Raw genomic sequence first — 14,207 nt, forward strand, 5'->3', positions numbered from 1 at the left:
CTGGGCAGCGGAACGAAGGCGATCAGGGTTCGGACGATCGCACCGCTCCAGCTGGTCGCGCCACTAAAAAACCGCTTTACATGACAGGTCCGTGACCCTAAATCGCGCCTTCCGGCGGACCCCGTAGGTCTACACGTTTGCGCTGCTAACGCCGGCTGGGTTTAACAATTACAGGGGTTTACGTGAATTGCGCACGTACACATTTCCCCTGGACCTGGTCCGCGAGCGGTCCCCTGAACGTCCAGTCGCACTCGTGCGGCCGCGTTCAGTTTCCGTAGCGGCGCGCTGGTTCCAGGATAATCTAAAGGCTGACGTCTTCTATGCGGTGAAGGCAAACCCTTCACGATGGGTCATCGAGGCTCTGAAGGACGCTGGCGTAAAGGGCTATGACGCGGCTTCGATCGCCGAGATCGAACTCGTGCGCTCGGTCGATCCCGACGCGCGCATCGCCTTCATGCACCCGGTCAAGAGCCGGTCGGCGATCACGAAGGCCTACTTCGACCACGGCGTCCGCACCTTCTCGCTGGACTGCGAGGACGAGTTGCAGAAGATCCTTGACGCCACCGGTGGCGCCACGGACCTGAACCTGCTCGTGCGCATGGCGGTCTCCGCCGACGGCGCGGCCTACTCCCTGTCGGGCAAGTTCGGCATCTCCGCCGATCAGGCCCCGGCCCTGTTGCTGTCCGTGCGTCGCGCGGTCGTGGACGGGCTGATGGGGGTCTGCTTCCACGTGGGTTCGCAATGCATGCGTCCGACCGCCTATCAGGCCGCCATGGCCCAGGTCGGTCGTGCGATCACGCGCGCTGGCGTGATCGTGGACATCGTCGACATCGGCGGCGGCTTCCCCTCGGTCTATCCGGGCATGGTCCCACCGGACATGAGCGAATATGCCGACGCCATCCATCGCGGCTTCAACGACATGCCCGTGTCGGAAACGACCGAGCTATGGTGCGAGCCCGGCCGGGCCCTGGTCGCCGAATCCTCTTCGGTCCTGGCCCGCGTCGATCTGCGCAAGGGCGACGCCCTGTATCTGAACGACGGGTCCTACGGCTCGCTGTTCGACGCGACCCACTCGCGCTGGCCGTTCCCGACCAAGCTGGTCCGGGAAGGCGAAAGCTCGGACGATCTCAAGCCGTTCCAGTTCTACGGACCGACCTGCGACTCGATCGACCACATGCCGGGTCCGTTCTGGCTGCCGGCCGATATCCGTGAAGGCGACTTCATCGAGATCGGCATGCTCGGCGCCTACGGTGTCGCCATGTCGACCGGCTTCAACGGCTATGGCGAACACGACGTCGCCGTGGTGGAGGACGCCCCGATGGCTTCGCTCTACGGCCTCGCGCCGCGCTCCATCCCGACCGTGCGCACCACGGCGGAGGAGCAGGCCCGCAAGGTCGTTCGTCTGTCGCGCCCGAAGGGCAAGGCCGGTCAGCGCAGGAAGAGCCGCAAGTAACATTGGCTTGTGAACGGCGCGGGTCGGCGCCACAGCTTCCCGAAAGACAAAGCTTGGGAAGCGTGTGATGTCCGACTCGTCCGGTCCGTCCGATCCGGGGCCCAGCGTCGACTACGGCGCTCCAGGTCCCAGCCATCAGCAGATGATGCATGACATGGCTCATGCGGAGTTCATGGCTTCGGATTCCTCGGTCAAGCCATGGGACGGACGCCGCACAATCCTGATCGGCTATGTTCTGTGGCTGTTCCTCGGCTGGATTGGAGGTCACCGTCTCTACGTCGGCCGCTGGAAATCGGCGCTCGGTATGGCGGCGGCGGGGTTTGTGACCTGGATCATGACCGAGATGCTCGGTCCTTACCTTGGGATACCGATGACGATCTGGTGGATCGTCGACGCCGTGCAGATCCCGGGCTGGATTCGACAGGCAAACGAGGCCAATGCGATGAAACCGACGACCGTCGAAACGGTCTGACCTTCGTCACGTTTCCCGACTAGACGATACACAGCAGCCCGTCGCTCCGTCCGGGCCGCTGTTGATTTTGACGACGGGCGCTCAAACCAAAGGGAAACCCTTGCAATGAACGCACCCGTTCAAAAGAACACCAAGGCCGAACTGCTCCAGAACGTCGTCGAGCATATCGACATCACGTCCTTCGACGCCCGCCCGATCGTCGACGCCATGCGCAAGATGAGTTTCTCGTCGCGCGACACGGCCCGCGCCGCCGATATCTTCTCGATGGCCATCGAGGACAAGGACTGCTCGCCGTGGCTGATCCTGGCCGGATCGACCTCGGCCGGCGGCTGCATGCACGTGTACCGCGACATGGTGAAGTTCGGCATGATCGACGCGATCGTCGCCACCGGCGCCTCGATCGTCGACATGGATTTCTTCGAGGCCCTGGGTTTCAAACACTACCAAGCCGCCGGCGAGGTGGACGACAACGTCCTGCGCGACAACTACATCGACCGGATCTACGACACCTATATCGACGAGGAAGAGCTCCAGAACTGCGATCATACGATCCTGGAAATCTGCAACGCCCTGGAGCCGCGCGCCTATTCGAGCCGCGAGTTCATCTGGGAGATGGGCAAATGGCTGTCCGAAGGCAACGCGAAGAAGGAAGGCAGCCTGATCCAGACCGCCTATGAAGAAGGCGTGCCGATCTTCTGCCCGGCCTTCGTCGACTCCTCGGCCGGCTTTGGTCTGGTCAAACACCAGAAAGAGCGGATCGCGGCCGGCAAGCCCTATCTCATGATCGATGCGGTCGCCGACTTCCGCGAACTGACCGACATCAAGATCGCGGCAGGCGTCACCGGCCTGTTCATGGTCGGCGGGGGCGTGCCCAAGAACTTCGCCCAGGACACGGTCGTCTGCGCCGAAATCCTCGGCATCGAGGCCGAGATGCACCGCTATGCGGTCCAGATCACGGTCGCCGATGTCCGCGACGGCGCCTGCTCGTCCTCGACGCTCAAAGAGGCCGCCTCCTGGGGCAAGGTCCAGACCACCCATGAGCAGATGGTCTTCGCCGAGGCCACCACGGTCGTGCCGCTGATCGGCTCCGACGCCTATCACCGCGGCGCCTGGAAGAACCGCGACAAGCGCCGCTGGGCGAAGCTGTTCGGCAAGTAAGGCCGCGCGCAGGCCGCGAGACTCCGCGAGCCGGGCGATAGCGCACAGGAAAGGGGCCGCGAGCGAACTCGCGGCCCCTTCTTTCTGCCTGACAGCCTACTGCCCGCTGATCTCGCGGACCGCCTTCATCAAGGCCTCGACGACCTTCGCCGTTTCCGGATCCGACCAGTCGCCGGGTTTCATGATCACGGCCTGGCGCAGCGTGTGCAGCGCCTCCTTGACCACGTCCGGCGTCTGTTCGCCGGAGATCAGCCGCGCCGCCAGCGCCATGCGCTGCATGACGCCGTCGACTGCGGTCCGGTTCTCGTCCAGCCAGGTCTGTCCGGCCTCGGTCAGCGAAAAGATGCGCTTGCCGGCGGCGTCCTCGACCCCGGCGATCAGGCCTTCGTCGGCCAGCATCGACAGGGTCGGATAGACCACGCCCGGCGAGGGGGCATAGGCGCCGCCGAACATCGCCTCGATCGCCTTGATCAGGTCGTAGCCGTGGCGCGGCTCCTTCTCGATCAGGGCCAGGGCCACGATCCTCAGGTCGCCCGGGCCGAACATGCGCCGGCCGGGGCCGCCGCGTCCGCCGAACATTCCGGGCCCGCCGAAGCGACCCCGCCCGTGGCCCCGGCCTTCTCGGCCGCGACCCTCGCCTTCCGGCCCGCAACGATGCTCGCGCCAGCCGTGCTTCATTCTGTGATGTCCGAACATGGGTGCTCCTTGGTTATTCGTCATCGTGCAAAGATATATCTTCGAAAGCGATCTGCAAGTGGGCGATATATCTTTTGTTGCAGTCTCAGGAACCTCGTGCTGCGCCGGGCCTTCAACCCTCACTGAACGCAGGAGCCATCCATGACCGACGCCAAACCCGAGTCACCAGACGCTGTCGAAGCCGACGGCATGGGCGAGCGTCCCGACCGGGGCCGCACGACGGATGCCCTCCGCGAGGCCCTGACCGGATCCGGCGTGGGCTCCGACACGCGCGCCGGCTCCCTTCAGGGCGGGGCGGCAACGGGATCAGACGACGATCCCGACCAGGCCGCCGTGGACCGCATCATGGCCGATCAGGGCCGCGCGAGCGCCGATCCCCGGTCGCCCTCCGGCGTCGATCCGACCGGCATCACCAATACCGGCGTCGGACCTGGCGAGGCGGACGCCGGTCCCGCCGACGGCGGGCGTCCCACGGATGCAGACGCCGACCGGCTGACTGCCTTGCTGCCGCCCCACCGATAGGCCACGGTGGGAGAAGAACTGGTCTCAGGGACGACACGGAATGAAGCGTATTCTGGCGGTTATCGCGCTTTCGTGCGCAGCCGCATTGCCTGCGGCCTGCGGCCCGAAAGCCGAGAGCCCCGCGCCCGCCGATGTCCCTGAATCAGCCGCATCGGCGGAAGCAGCCCCGCCGGTCGCCGCCCCTGCTCCGCCCCCCGCCCCAGCGACGCCGGCTCCGGCCGGAGGCTCCGCCGCGGCGTCCGGCGCGCCTGCGTTCACCGTCCTTTATCCCGGCGCAGTCCTCGACGCCCCCGCCATCACGGCCTCCGGACCATCCGGCCCGGGCGGGGTCGCCACCTACACGACCGACGCGGATCCCGACGCTGTCATCGCCTTCCATCGCGCCCGCGCGGAGGCCGCCGGCCTGACGACCGCCATGGCCATGAACCAGGGCGAAGCCCGCGCCTATGGCGCCGCCAGCACCGACAGTGGAGCCAGCTTCCAGGTCGTCGCCTCGGCCACCGAAGAGGGATCGACCTCCGTCCAGCTCACCTGGAGCGGCGGACAGTGAAACGCACCGCCCTGATCCTCGCCGCCGCCTGCGTCATGACCGTTCCGGCCCACGCCCGCCAGGCGACGCCGCCGGCGAGCTATCTGGATCATGCCGCCCTTCAGGCCCTGGCCGACGCCGTGCCGCCGGCGCCCGTCGCCGGTTCGCCCCGGGATCTGGCCGACACCGTCGCCTCCGACCGGCTGCGCGCGCTGGAGAACTCGGACCGCTGGATGCTGGCCACCCGCCATGCCGAACTGCGCCCCGCCTTCGCCCTCGCCCATTTCGATTGCGCCCTGGGCTTGCGCCTGACGGCCGGGGAGTCGCCCCGCCTGGTGTCGATCCTCGAACGCATCCTGCATGACGCCAACGAGGCCGCCGAACTGGCCAAGGCCCGCGCCTTCCGCCCCCGCCCCGTCGGCGCGGATCCGGAGCGCCCGGCCTGTACGGTCGTCTCCCCTGCCGGACGCGCCAGCCCCTCCTATCCTTCGGGCAGCGCCACGGTCGGCGCGGCCTACGGCGAGGCCATCGCCGCCCTCGATCCCGAACACGCCGCCGAAGCGACCCGCATCGGCCACGAAATCGCGGTCAGCCGGATGGTCTGCGGCATGCACTACCCGTCCGACGTGGCCGAGGGCGAGAAGCTGGGCAAGGCCGCCTTCCGGCAGATCGCCGCCACGCCGGCGTACCAGGCCGACGCCGTCGTCGCCCGCGAGGAGATCGGCCGCGCCCGCGCCGCCGGCCTGACCAGCCCCGCCTGCGCCGCCGAGCGCGCCGCCCTCGCGACGCCCCTGCCCTAGGGCGACCGATGTCCGCCCTGGTCCTGATCGCCCTGTTGGCGCCTGACCCGGTCGTTGCCCGTCCCTGCTCATCGGCCGAGGTCGCGACCCTGACCGCTCCGGTCGCCGCCGATGCCCCTGCCGTCCGCCTGACCTGTTTCGCTGCCCTGCCGCCGGGAGCCTCCATCAGGCGGCGCGTCGTGTTGGAAGGCGCTGAGGCCTCGGGCGCGGGCCTCGACTGCAATGGCGGATCGGTGGGCGTGCCCGACCTGGCCAGCAACACCCGCGAACCCACCATCGCCGTCTGGTCCCGCCGCGAGGGCGCGCGCTGGAGCGTCCCCAGTGACGTCCGCATCACCCGTTGTACGATCCACGGCAACCTGCGCGTCTGGGGCCTCGGCCGCGACGACATCCAGGCGTTACGCGTATCGTCACGCACATCGGCGCATACCGCAGCGGCTCAGGCGGCGGCTCCCAGCGGTCTCACGCTCGACAATGTCACCTTCGTCGCCACAGGGTCGATCCCCCTCTACGTCGGCCCCGGCGTGACCGGCGTCCGCATGACCGGAGGCGGCTTTCGCGGCCGGTCGGTCTCCACGGCCATCTATCTGGATGCCGAGAGCGCCGGCGCCGTGATCCGCAACGTCGCCTTCGACATCCGCACGGGCCGCGAGCAGATCGCCGTCGACGGCTCGGCCCGCAATCGCATCGAGGGCAACCGGTTCCACCTCAACGGGCGCGGCGGCGTCTTCCTGTACCGGAACTGCGGCGAGGACGGCGTGGTCCGTCACCAGACGCCGTCGGACAATGTCATCACCGGCAACCGCTTTGAAGGCGCGGCCTGGCTGACCCCTCGCCCGGTCGTCATCGGCTCACGCGAGGGTCGCCGCCGCTACTGCGGCGACGACGCCGGCTATCCGTTCGGATCGAGCGCCGATAACCGCGACCGCGCGACCGGCAATATCGTCAGCGACAACACCACCGGCTTCCGCGGACTGCCGTCCCCGGTTCAGGCCGGACGCGGGGCCGTCAGGCCGCCGTAGAGATCCGTCCGCCGGTCGCGGAAGAAGCCCCAGGCCGCCCGGTGCCGGTCGAGGTAGTCGAGGTCGAAGCTGTGCACCAGCACACCCTCCTCGTCCGCGCCGAAGCTTTCGACCAGGTCGCCCCGGTGATCGGAGATGAAGGAATGGCCGTAGAAGGTCTGACCGGTCTCGGTCACACGCTCGTGCCCGATCCGGTTTGCGCCCACGACCGGTACGACGTTGGAAACCGCGTGGCCCTGCATGGCGCGACGCCAGGGCTCGGCGGTGTGGAGTTCGGCGTCATGCGGTTCCGACCCGATCGCGGTGGGATAGAACAGCACCTCGGCGCCCTGCAGCATCATCGCCCGCGCCGTCTCGGGGTACCACTGGTCCCAGCAAATACCGACGCCCACCCGCCCGAAGCGGGTGTCCCAGACCTTGAAGCCCGTATCCCCCGGACGGAAATAGTATTTTTCCTGGTAACCGGGCCCGTCGGGGATATGGCTCTTGCGATAGACGCCCAGAGGCGAACCGTCCGCGTCGAGCATGACCATCGCGTTGAAATAGTGCGGCCCCTCGCGCTCGAAGATCGAGACCGGGATGGCGACTCCCAGGTCCTTCGCCACCTCAGCCATCGCGATCACGGCCGGGTGCTCGCGCCACGGATAGGCCGTGGCGAACCATTTCTCTTCCTGCGTGACGCAGAAATACGGGCCCTGGAACAGTTCCGAGGGCAGTATCACCTGGGCCCCCTTCGACGCCGCCTCGCGCACCAGGTCGGCGGTCTTGGCGATGTTGGCCTCCATGTCCTCGCCGTAGGAGGTCTGGAGGGCGGCGACGGAAATGGTACGGGCCATCAGGCGGGCTCCTGCTGGGAGATGCAGTGGAAGGATCCGCCGCCCGTCAGGACATTGATCGACGGCGACAGGATGATCTCGCGGTCCGGGAAGACGGAGGCCAGAGCCTCGCCCGCCATCCGGCCGGCCGCCTCATTGCCATAGGTCGGCACGACGACCGCGCCGTTGGCGATCAGAAAGTTCATGTGGCTGGCCGGGATCGGTTCGCCGTCCTCGTTTTCCAGTCGCCCCGGCGACGGAATCCGCACCACCTTGAAACCGGCCTCGGACAGGTCGCGGGCGCAGGCGTCGTAAACCTCCGCGTTCGGATCATCGTCTCCGAAGGCGACCGGACAGGCCACGACGCCCGGCGCAACGAAGCGGGCCAGATTGTCGACGTGGCCGTCGGTGTGGTCGTTCATCAGGCCGTCGCCCAGCCAGACGACCCGCGTCGCGCCAAGGGCCTCGCCCAGCAGTCCTTCCGCCTTCGCCTCGGTCAAGCCGGGGTTGCGGTTCGGGTTCAGCAGGCACTGGCGCGTGGTCAGGATCGTCCCCGCCCCGTCATGGTCCAGGGCGCCGCCCTCGAGAATAAAATCGTTCCGGCTCAGCGGCACGCCCGACTCTTCGCCGATCTGGTCCGCGACCGTGTCGTCGAACTCCATCTCGAACTGCCCGCCCCAGCCGTTGAACCGGAAGGCCGCCGCCGTTTTCGAGCCCTCACCAAAGATCGGCCCTGTGTCCCTGAGCCAGATGTCGCCGAACCGGCCCGGCACCACGGTCACTCCCGCCACGCCCTCGAAACGCGCCTGCGCCCCCGCCAGAGCCTCCTCGCTACCGATCATCAGCTTGACCTGCTCGCGGCCCGGTCCCGCCAGGGCGAGGACCAGCGCCTCCACCTCGGCCTGGGCGTCGGCGAGGTTGTCGACCCACAATTCCTCGTGGCTGGGCCAACCGACCCACATCGCCCGGTGTGGCGCCCATTCGGCGGGGATCGGCGAAACGGCCATGGGCGGGAGACTTCCTTTGGAACGACAGGGGGACCGCGCCAGATAGCGACCCCCTCCCCCCACTTCAATGCCGGGGCCAGAAAGCGGGTTCAGGACAAAAGAAAAGGGCGGCCCCGCGAAGGGCCGCCCTGATCCCGTTTCGTATCGGGTTCGAGCTTAGAAGCTCGTGCCCAGGGTCAGCATCATCGTGCGCGGCGCGCCGAGCGAGAAGGTGCGGACCACGCCGTTCTGGTTGAACACGGCCGCCGACGGATCGACGTCGATGGTGATCGCGTTGTTACCCGACGAGATCGAGGCCGGATATTCTTCGTCAAACAGGTTCGTGACGTTGAACTGAACGAAGGCGTTGCGGATGCCGAAGGTGTCAGTCAGGTCGTAACGGCTGTCGAAGTCGACGACGGTGTATTCGGGGGTCTTTTCGTCGTTGACGTCGGTGGTGAAGCGTTCGCCGACATACTTGCCTTGCAGGCCCAGCGACCAGTCTTCCGTCACGTCCCAGTTGGCGCGCAGGCTGTAGGTCCACTCCGGCGTCTCGACCAGCGACTTGCCGGTCGTCGGCAGGAAGCGACCGGTGCCGAGCGGCACGTCATCCTGAACCTCAGAGGTGTTGTACGAGGCCGAACCACCGACCGAGAAGGTGTCGGTCAGGGCGTACTCGAACTGAGCGTCGACGCCGGACTGCTCGACCGAACCCAGGTTACGGTCGATCGACAGGTTGAAGGTCGGCGAGGCCGGATCGTTGTCGAACGAGGTAACGATGCGGTTTTCGAACGACACAGACCAGGCCGCGATCGAGGCGATCAGGGTCGAGGACGTGTAGCGGTAGCCGATGTCGTAGGACTTGGTCGTCTCCGGCTGAACGCTGGAGAAGTCCAGGGCGCCGGCGGCGTTGCGGACCGGCTGGTACAGGTTGTCGGTGCGCGGCAGCGAGATGCCTTCGGCGTAGCTGGCGTAGACCGAGTTGTTGTCCAGGAAGCGGTAGCTTGCGCCCACGTTCGGCAGGACGGCGTCGTACTTCAGCGTCTGGGAATAGGGACGGATGTACTGGCCCGTGCCGGTCGAAGCGAAGTTCACATTGCCGTTGGCCAGGGTGGCCGAGGGGGTTTCGGTCGTGCAGCGAACCGTCGAGGTGCCGCTCAGCGAGAAGCAGAACTGGTTCAGGTCACGGGTGAAGAACGGAGCGCGGACGCCCAGGGTCACCGACAGGGCGTCGTCCATGAACTGACCGCGCCATTCGGCGGAGATCTGGTTCAGCAGGGCGATCGAGAAACGGTCGCGGCTTCGCAGGTAGGAACCGTCGCGGCCGAAGACGCGCAGGTCTTCGTTGCCCCAGGTGTTCTCACCGGCGAACACTTCCGGCACGGAGCCGTCGGCGTTGTAGCGGATCGCCTCCCCCGTCTGACGGTGACGGCCGTAGTCGTTGGTGTAGGAGATGCGGACGCGGTGGTCGTCGTTGATGTCCCAGATCAGCGAGGACAGCACCCCATAGCGCCGGGTGTTGGTGTTCGACGGCGTATACAGGCCGACGTTATCGCAGCTGTCGCCGTCGCCATTCAGGTCCGTGCCGCTGTTCAGGATGGCGGCGGCGGCGCACTGGGCAGCCGTCGTCAGGGTGGCGTTGTTGGTGGTGTTCTGGTCCAGACGGTCGTCGCGCTCGCTGGTCAGGGTGTAGCCGCCGCCGTTGGCGATGACATACTGGAACGACGGGTCGATGGTCAGGCGCAGGTTGTCGGTCAGCCCGTAGCTGAACTGGCCGCGGATGTTACCCGTGTTGGACGGATTGATGCGGGTGCGGTGATCGTTCGTGCAACTTCCGGTCGCATTGCCGCCGAAGTAGGTGATGATGCTCGAACCGTTCGATTCATTCTGCACCGTGCCTGCGCCCGGGATCGGGCGGAAGCAGGCGATGTCGTTCTCGGGCTTGAGGCCGAGGTTGAACTGCGAAAGGTTGATGAAGGTGTTGTAGGAGTTGTTGCGGTTCTCGTTCCAGTGGAAGGCCAGGCTGGCGAAATCGCCGTCGCCCAGGTCCTGGAAGACGCGGCCGTTGTACTGCTTCTTCTCCAACTCGCCCGGGCCCTTCCACTTGTCGTAGTTGGTGTACGAACCGGTGATGAAGGCCGTCGTGCCCCACGGGCCGAAGGCGCCGGTGTCGAAGCGACCGAAGACCCGCCCGTAGTTGAAGCTGCCGATCGAGGTGCGGATCTGGGCGCCCATTTCTTCCAACGGACGTGCGGTCACGTAGGAGATGGTGCCGCCGCTGGCCGAGGCGGTCGGGCTGTCGACGTCGGTCGAGCCCTGATTGACCGAGGCGCGGTCGATGATTTCAGAATCGACCTGCTGGTTGGAGAACACCGCATAGTTGCCGGTATCGTTCAGCGGGATGCCGTCGAACGTCAGCGAGACGCGGTTGCCGTCGAAGCCGCGCAGACGGATGTTACCGCCCGAGTTGCCGTAGGGGTCATTGTTGGTGAAGTTCAGGCCCGGGACGTTGTTCAGCAGCGAGATGATCGACTGACCGGACTGCTGGCGGCTGATGTACTCTTGCGTGATGGTCGAACGGGTCTTGTCGACCGTCTGGGCGACGACGGCGCCCGAGATGGTGCGCGGGCCGCGAGTGCCGGTGACGACGACGGTGTCGACCACGGTGCCTTCAGCGGCGTCCGTGCCCGACGATTGGGCCGAGGCGGCGCCGGCGAGCAGCATGCCGCTGACCAGGGCGGTGGTCGCCCAGAGCGCACGAGTGCGAGAGTTCATTTTGTATCCCCAAATGGTGCGGGTCAGCGCCCGGCGCGCGTCAGAATGCGGCCAGAGAGGGCCGCGAACGTCGAAATCCCGCTCCCTCTACGGTCGGTCTCGGAACCATCGACGACAGTCGCGTGACACTGGTGTGACAGCCCCCGGGGGTGACCCCGGCGCCACACCTCCGAATCCCGAAAGACTCAGCGTCCCCACACAGCCCGCAGCCGCGCCTCGCGCCCGCAGAACCGGGTGTATCCTCCGTACCGCACCGGATTCAGGCGTGCGAAATCCTGGTGATAACTTTCCGCCGGCCAGAACCGGGCGCCATTTCGGACCGGCGTCACGAATCGCCGCTCGCCGATGACGGCCACGGCCGCCGCCCGTGAGGCCTCTGCTATGGGGCGCTGCGCCGCCGTCGCGAACACCGCCGTAGCGTAGGGCGCGCCCTGGTCGCAGAACTGACCGTCGGGATCGGTTGGATCGATGGTGCGCCAGAATCGATCGACCAGCTGGCGATACGTGATCCGCGCCGGGTCATAGGTGACCTGGACCGCCTCAAGGTGGCCCGTGCCGCCCCGGACGACCTGGTCGTAGCTGGGATTGGACACGGTCCCGCCCGCGAAGCCCGAGACCGCCGAGACCACGCCCGGCATGTGTTCGAAGTTCGCTTCGGTTGACCAGAAACAGCCGCCCGCGAACACGGCGACCTCGCGCCGGCCGCTGTCGGCGCCGCTCTGCACCGTCGAAGCGCTCGCAGCGGGTTCGCCTTGGGAGCAGGCGGCGATGCTGATGGCGGCGATGACGGCCAACCGGGACAGAACGGACATGGAAACCTCCGGACGTCGCCTTCCGATCAGGCAACTACCCTCAGCTACGTTGGAGCATCGCATCTGGATACAAGCGCCTGTCGCTCAGACACGCGATTGCGCGTTCAGCGGTCTTGGCGGGTGTGTCTGCGTTGTCGGCGGTTCGGGAATGAAGTGTTTTCTCAGCCCCGAACTGCAGGATCAGCGCGCAGCCGCAAACCTGCGCGCGAGAGCCTTGGCCGTCGGCTTCAGCGCCTTGGGTTCGTGATAGTTGCCGTTGACCTGGGTGCGGTTGATCACGTGGGCCTTGAACCGCTTGTACAGGTCGTCCTCGGGCGGAGAGGGGTGAGTCCAGAAACCGTCGATGGGCTGCTGATCGGTCAGGCCTTCGATGTCGAAAAAGGCCTCGCCCAGCACCTTGACCGGGGTGGAGAAACCCAGCGCCGACAGGGCCGCCGAGGAATTGTTGACCACCATCCCCGACGAGGCCCGGCAAAGGGCCGCCAGGTTGCCGCCGTCGATGAAATCGACGCGATCGGCTATGCCGCGCTCGACTGCCAGCACATGGGTCATGCGCGCCAGATCGACCAGGCCGGGGTCCAGCGGGTGGTTCTTGATCACCAGACGGGTTTCGGGATTCGAGTTCTTGGCGAACGACGACAGGACTTCCGCCAGGAAGGCCGTGTTGTCAGCGTAGTGGGAGTAGCGCAGCAACTGGGCGTCACCCTCGCGCTGCAGGCAGGCCAGGAAGAAGGGGCCCCGCGCGCGGATTACCTGGGCGTCGCTCTCCGCCTTGGAACGGAAGGTCAATGATAGATAGCGCCTGACGTGGCCCACGAACTGCAGCCAGGGCGACTGGGTGTACGGATAGACGTAGCGGCGGAACACCAGCCGACCCAGCGGCTGGGCAGCGTGGTACAGGCTGATGTTGATGACGTGGTGCGGCAGGATCTTGCCCACTGGACGCGTCGGCAGCATTTCGGGGATCGGAGGATCGTAGGCCTTGCGGTCCCGAGGCAGTCCGGAAGAGGCGTTGACGCCGTTCTCCTCGACAGTGATCCAGTCGGGGCGGAAATAGCCGTTCTCCAGCACCCAGATGCGAAGCGGATGGACACGGTCAGGTTCCAGCGCGGTGGCGGCCTTGAGCTTCCCGGCCTGGGACAGAACGCCCTGATTGTAGGGGCCGCCCTCGCCGAACACGATCAGATCCGTCAGGCCCTGATCCTGCACCAGCTTGGCCAGCCGAGCGGGCCAGCGGCGCACGTCGCCGGTATAGGGCTGGGCCCCGGAACGCCGCCAGTAGGCCGCATCCCCTGCGTTGAACAGCATCCGGGCGACCGAGGCGCCCTCGGACGTCAACTGTTCGGCCAGCGTCCGACCGAAAGGACCGAACGGCGCCGTGACGATCAGGAACCGGCGTCCGGCGAGAGACTGGCCGGGGCGCATGCGGGCGCCGGGCGCGGACGGCGTTTGCACGGCGGCCGCGACAGCTGCGACCTGAGCGCTCTCGACGACCCGCGCGGAACCCCGCGCCGGCGCGGGATGGCGGTTGTCGCCCGAGGCGTGTCTGGGAGTGATGCGAACGTCCGCCATGGTCAGGACCAGCTCACGCGAAGTCTTCGGGACGGAATGAAACGCCGGAGTCCCTGCTCTCCGTCCGGCACCTCGGCCCGGACCCGCCGCCGACCAGGGGCGGCGTGGTTCCGTCGAAGACCGGGCGAGATGGTCGGAACTTTGACATGGCCGCCTTTGTCGCTGGCCTCGTCGCGAGGATCAACCGACTTGTCCAAAAAAGCGAGTGGCGTATTCGAAATTTCACGAAATCTTCCAGCAACATCGGACGAAATCCACGCCTTCCGATCCCGATGAAGGGCCTCGAAGGGCGGTGGCGCGGGCCTTAGCGCTTGAAGCGAGACTTTCGGGCAACGCCTCCCGGAAACGCGAAACCGCCGGTCTCCTTAACGGAAGAACCGGCGGCCCATCACAGGATCATCAACGGGAAGGTCATCCTCGGGAAGGTTGCCCTTCCTGTCGCACCGACGCCCCCCGACGTCTTCTATTTCGGTCTGATAGGGTCCCGCTCCTTTGCGGGAACGGGACCCTTGTCAGTCGTTCTTAGAAGTTGATGCCGATGGTGGCGCGACGGTTCAGAGGCTCGCGAACGCCGTCGGCGGTCGGACGGGCCAGG

General features: G+C 66.6%; 13 protein-coding genes. 7 read left to right on the plus strand and 6 right to left on the minus strand.

The window, feature by feature from the left end; translation table 11 throughout:
• Positions 1-187: 187 nt before the first annotated feature.
• The 3 genes from RMO01_RS14375 to RMO01_RS14385 all read left to right on the plus strand — a co-directional run bounded on the left by RMO01_RS14375 (position 188) and on the right by RMO01_RS14385 (position 3,083).
• Positions 188-1,453: a type III PLP-dependent enzyme gene (locus tag RMO01_RS14375; protein WP_309629743.1), complete on the plus strand. Its 1,266-nt coding sequence runs from the start codon at positions 188-190 to the stop codon at positions 1,451-1,453.
• Between the two features lie 67 nt (positions 1,454-1,520).
• Positions 1,521-1,925: a TM2 domain-containing protein gene (locus RMO01_RS14380; RefSeq protein ID WP_309629744.1), complete on the plus strand. Its 405-nt coding sequence runs from the start codon at positions 1,521-1,523 to the stop codon at positions 1,923-1,925.
• Positions 1,926-2,030: 105 nt separating this feature from the next.
• The gene (locus RMO01_RS14385; RefSeq protein ID WP_309629745.1) at positions 2,031-3,083 is read left to right on the plus strand and encodes a 1,9-bis(guanidino)-5-aza-nonane synthase; all 1,053 of its coding nucleotides are present in this window, start codon (positions 2,031-2,033) and stop codon (positions 3,081-3,083) included.
• A 96-nt stretch (positions 3,084-3,179) separates the two neighbouring features.
• Here RMO01_RS14385 and RMO01_RS14390 read toward each other — a convergent pair whose 3' ends face one another.
• Positions 3,180-3,779, minus strand: coding sequence for a PadR family transcriptional regulator (locus RMO01_RS14390; protein WP_309629746.1), 600 nt, complete (start codon positions 3,777-3,779; stop codon positions 3,180-3,182).
• Between the two features lie 141 nt (positions 3,780-3,920).
• Between RMO01_RS14390 and RMO01_RS14395 the strand changes: the two genes are divergently transcribed.
• Genes RMO01_RS14395 through RMO01_RS14410 form a run of 4 tightly spaced genes read left to right on the plus strand, consistent with a single transcriptional unit; the run spans position 3,921 to position 6,652 of the window.
• Positions 3,921-4,301, plus strand: coding sequence for a ribonuclease (locus RMO01_RS14395; RefSeq protein WP_309629747.1), 381 nt, complete (start codon positions 3,921-3,923; stop codon positions 4,299-4,301).
• A gap of 40 nt (positions 4,302-4,341) precedes the next feature.
• Positions 4,342-4,851: a hypothetical protein gene (locus RMO01_RS14400; RefSeq protein WP_309629748.1), complete on the plus strand. Its 510-nt coding sequence runs from the start codon at positions 4,342-4,344 to the stop codon at positions 4,849-4,851.
• Positions 4,848-5,630: a phosphatase PAP2 family protein gene (locus RMO01_RS14405; RefSeq protein WP_309629749.1), complete on the plus strand. Its 783-nt coding sequence runs from the start codon at positions 4,848-4,850 to the stop codon at positions 5,628-5,630. The genes RMO01_RS14400 and RMO01_RS14405 overlap by 4 nt, the downstream gene beginning before the upstream one ends.
• Positions 5,631-5,638: 8 nt before the next feature.
• Complete coding sequence (locus RMO01_RS14410) at positions 5,639-6,652, plus strand: right-handed parallel beta-helix repeat-containing protein (RefSeq protein ID WP_309629750.1); 1,014 nt, start codon at positions 5,639-5,641, stop codon at positions 6,650-6,652.
• Here RMO01_RS14410 and aguB read toward each other — a convergent pair.
• From aguB to RMO01_RS14435, 5 genes are all read right to left on the minus strand, one after another.
• Positions 6,619-7,488, minus strand: a complete 870-nt coding sequence (aguB, locus tag RMO01_RS14415; protein WP_309629751.1) for an N-carbamoylputrescine amidase — start codon at positions 7,486-7,488, stop codon at positions 6,619-6,621. The two genes, RMO01_RS14410 and aguB, sit on opposite strands and share 34 nt — an antisense overlap.
• Positions 7,488-8,474, minus strand: coding sequence for an agmatine deiminase family protein (locus RMO01_RS14420; protein ID WP_309629752.1), 987 nt, complete (start codon positions 8,472-8,474; stop codon positions 7,488-7,490). The genes aguB and RMO01_RS14420 overlap by 1 nt, the downstream gene beginning before the upstream one ends.
• Before the next feature lie 156 nt (positions 8,475-8,630).
• A complete protein-coding gene (locus RMO01_RS14425; protein ID WP_309629753.1) occupies positions 8,631-11,228 on the minus strand; it encodes a TonB-dependent receptor domain-containing protein in 2,598 nt (865 codons plus the stop codon).
• A 185-nt stretch (positions 11,229-11,413) separates the two neighbouring features.
• Positions 11,414-12,040, minus strand: coding sequence for a peptide-methionine (S)-S-oxide reductase MsrA (gene msrA / locus RMO01_RS14430; RefSeq protein ID WP_309629754.1), 627 nt, complete (start codon positions 12,038-12,040; stop codon positions 11,414-11,416).
• A 180-nt stretch (positions 12,041-12,220) separates the two neighbouring features.
• Positions 12,221-13,612 carry a capsular biosynthesis protein gene (locus RMO01_RS14435; protein ID WP_309629755.1) on the minus strand — a complete coding sequence of 464 codons (1,392 nt, stop codon included), beginning with the start codon at positions 13,610-13,612 and terminating at the stop codon, positions 12,221-12,223.
• Positions 13,613-14,207 lie beyond the last annotated feature (595 nt).

It is taken from the genome of Brevundimonas sp. (assembly GCF_031412435.1).
In the GTDB taxonomy this organism is placed as follows: Bacteria; Pseudomonadota; Alphaproteobacteria; order Caulobacterales; family Caulobacteraceae; genus Brevundimonas.

Bases quoted from the DNA above. Each gene is read 5' to 3' on its own strand.
- RMO01_RS14420 (WP_309629752.1), bottom strand. From the start codon at position 8,474: ATGGCCGTTTCGCCGATCCCCGCCGAATGGGCGCCACACCGGGCGATG.
- msrA (WP_309629754.1), bottom strand. From the start codon at position 12,040: ATGTCCGTTCTGTCCCGGTTGGCCGTCATCGCCGCCATCAGCATCGCC.
- RMO01_RS14410 (WP_309629750.1), top strand. From the start codon at position 5,639: ATGTCCGCCCTGGTCCTGATCGCCCTGTTGGCGCCTGACCCGGTCGTT.
- RMO01_RS14400 (WP_309629748.1), top strand. From the start codon at position 4,342: ATGAAGCGTATTCTGGCGGTTATCGCGCTTTCGTGCGCAGCCGCATTG.
- RMO01_RS14395 (WP_309629747.1), top strand. From the start codon at position 3,921: ATGACCGACGCCAAACCCGAGTCACCAGACGCTGTCGAAGCCGACGGC.
- RMO01_RS14385 (WP_309629745.1), top strand. From the start codon at position 2,031: ATGAACGCACCCGTTCAAAAGAACACCAAGGCCGAACTGCTCCAGAAC.
- RMO01_RS14390 (WP_309629746.1), bottom strand. From the start codon at position 3,779: ATGTTCGGACATCACAGAATGAAGCACGGCTGGCGCGAGCATCGTTGC.
- aguB (WP_309629751.1), bottom strand. From the start codon at position 7,488: ATGGCCCGTACCATTTCCGTCGCCGCCCTCCAGACCTCCTACGGCGAG.
- RMO01_RS14425 (WP_309629753.1), bottom strand. From the start codon at position 11,228: ATGAACTCTCGCACTCGTGCGCTCTGGGCGACCACCGCCCTGGTCAGC.
- RMO01_RS14435 (WP_309629755.1), bottom strand. From the start codon at position 13,612: ATGGCGGACGTTCGCATCACTCCCAGACACGCCTCGGGCGACAACCGC.
- RMO01_RS14380 (WP_309629744.1), top strand. From the start codon at position 1,521: ATGTCCGACTCGTCCGGTCCGTCCGATCCGGGGCCCAGCGTCGACTAC.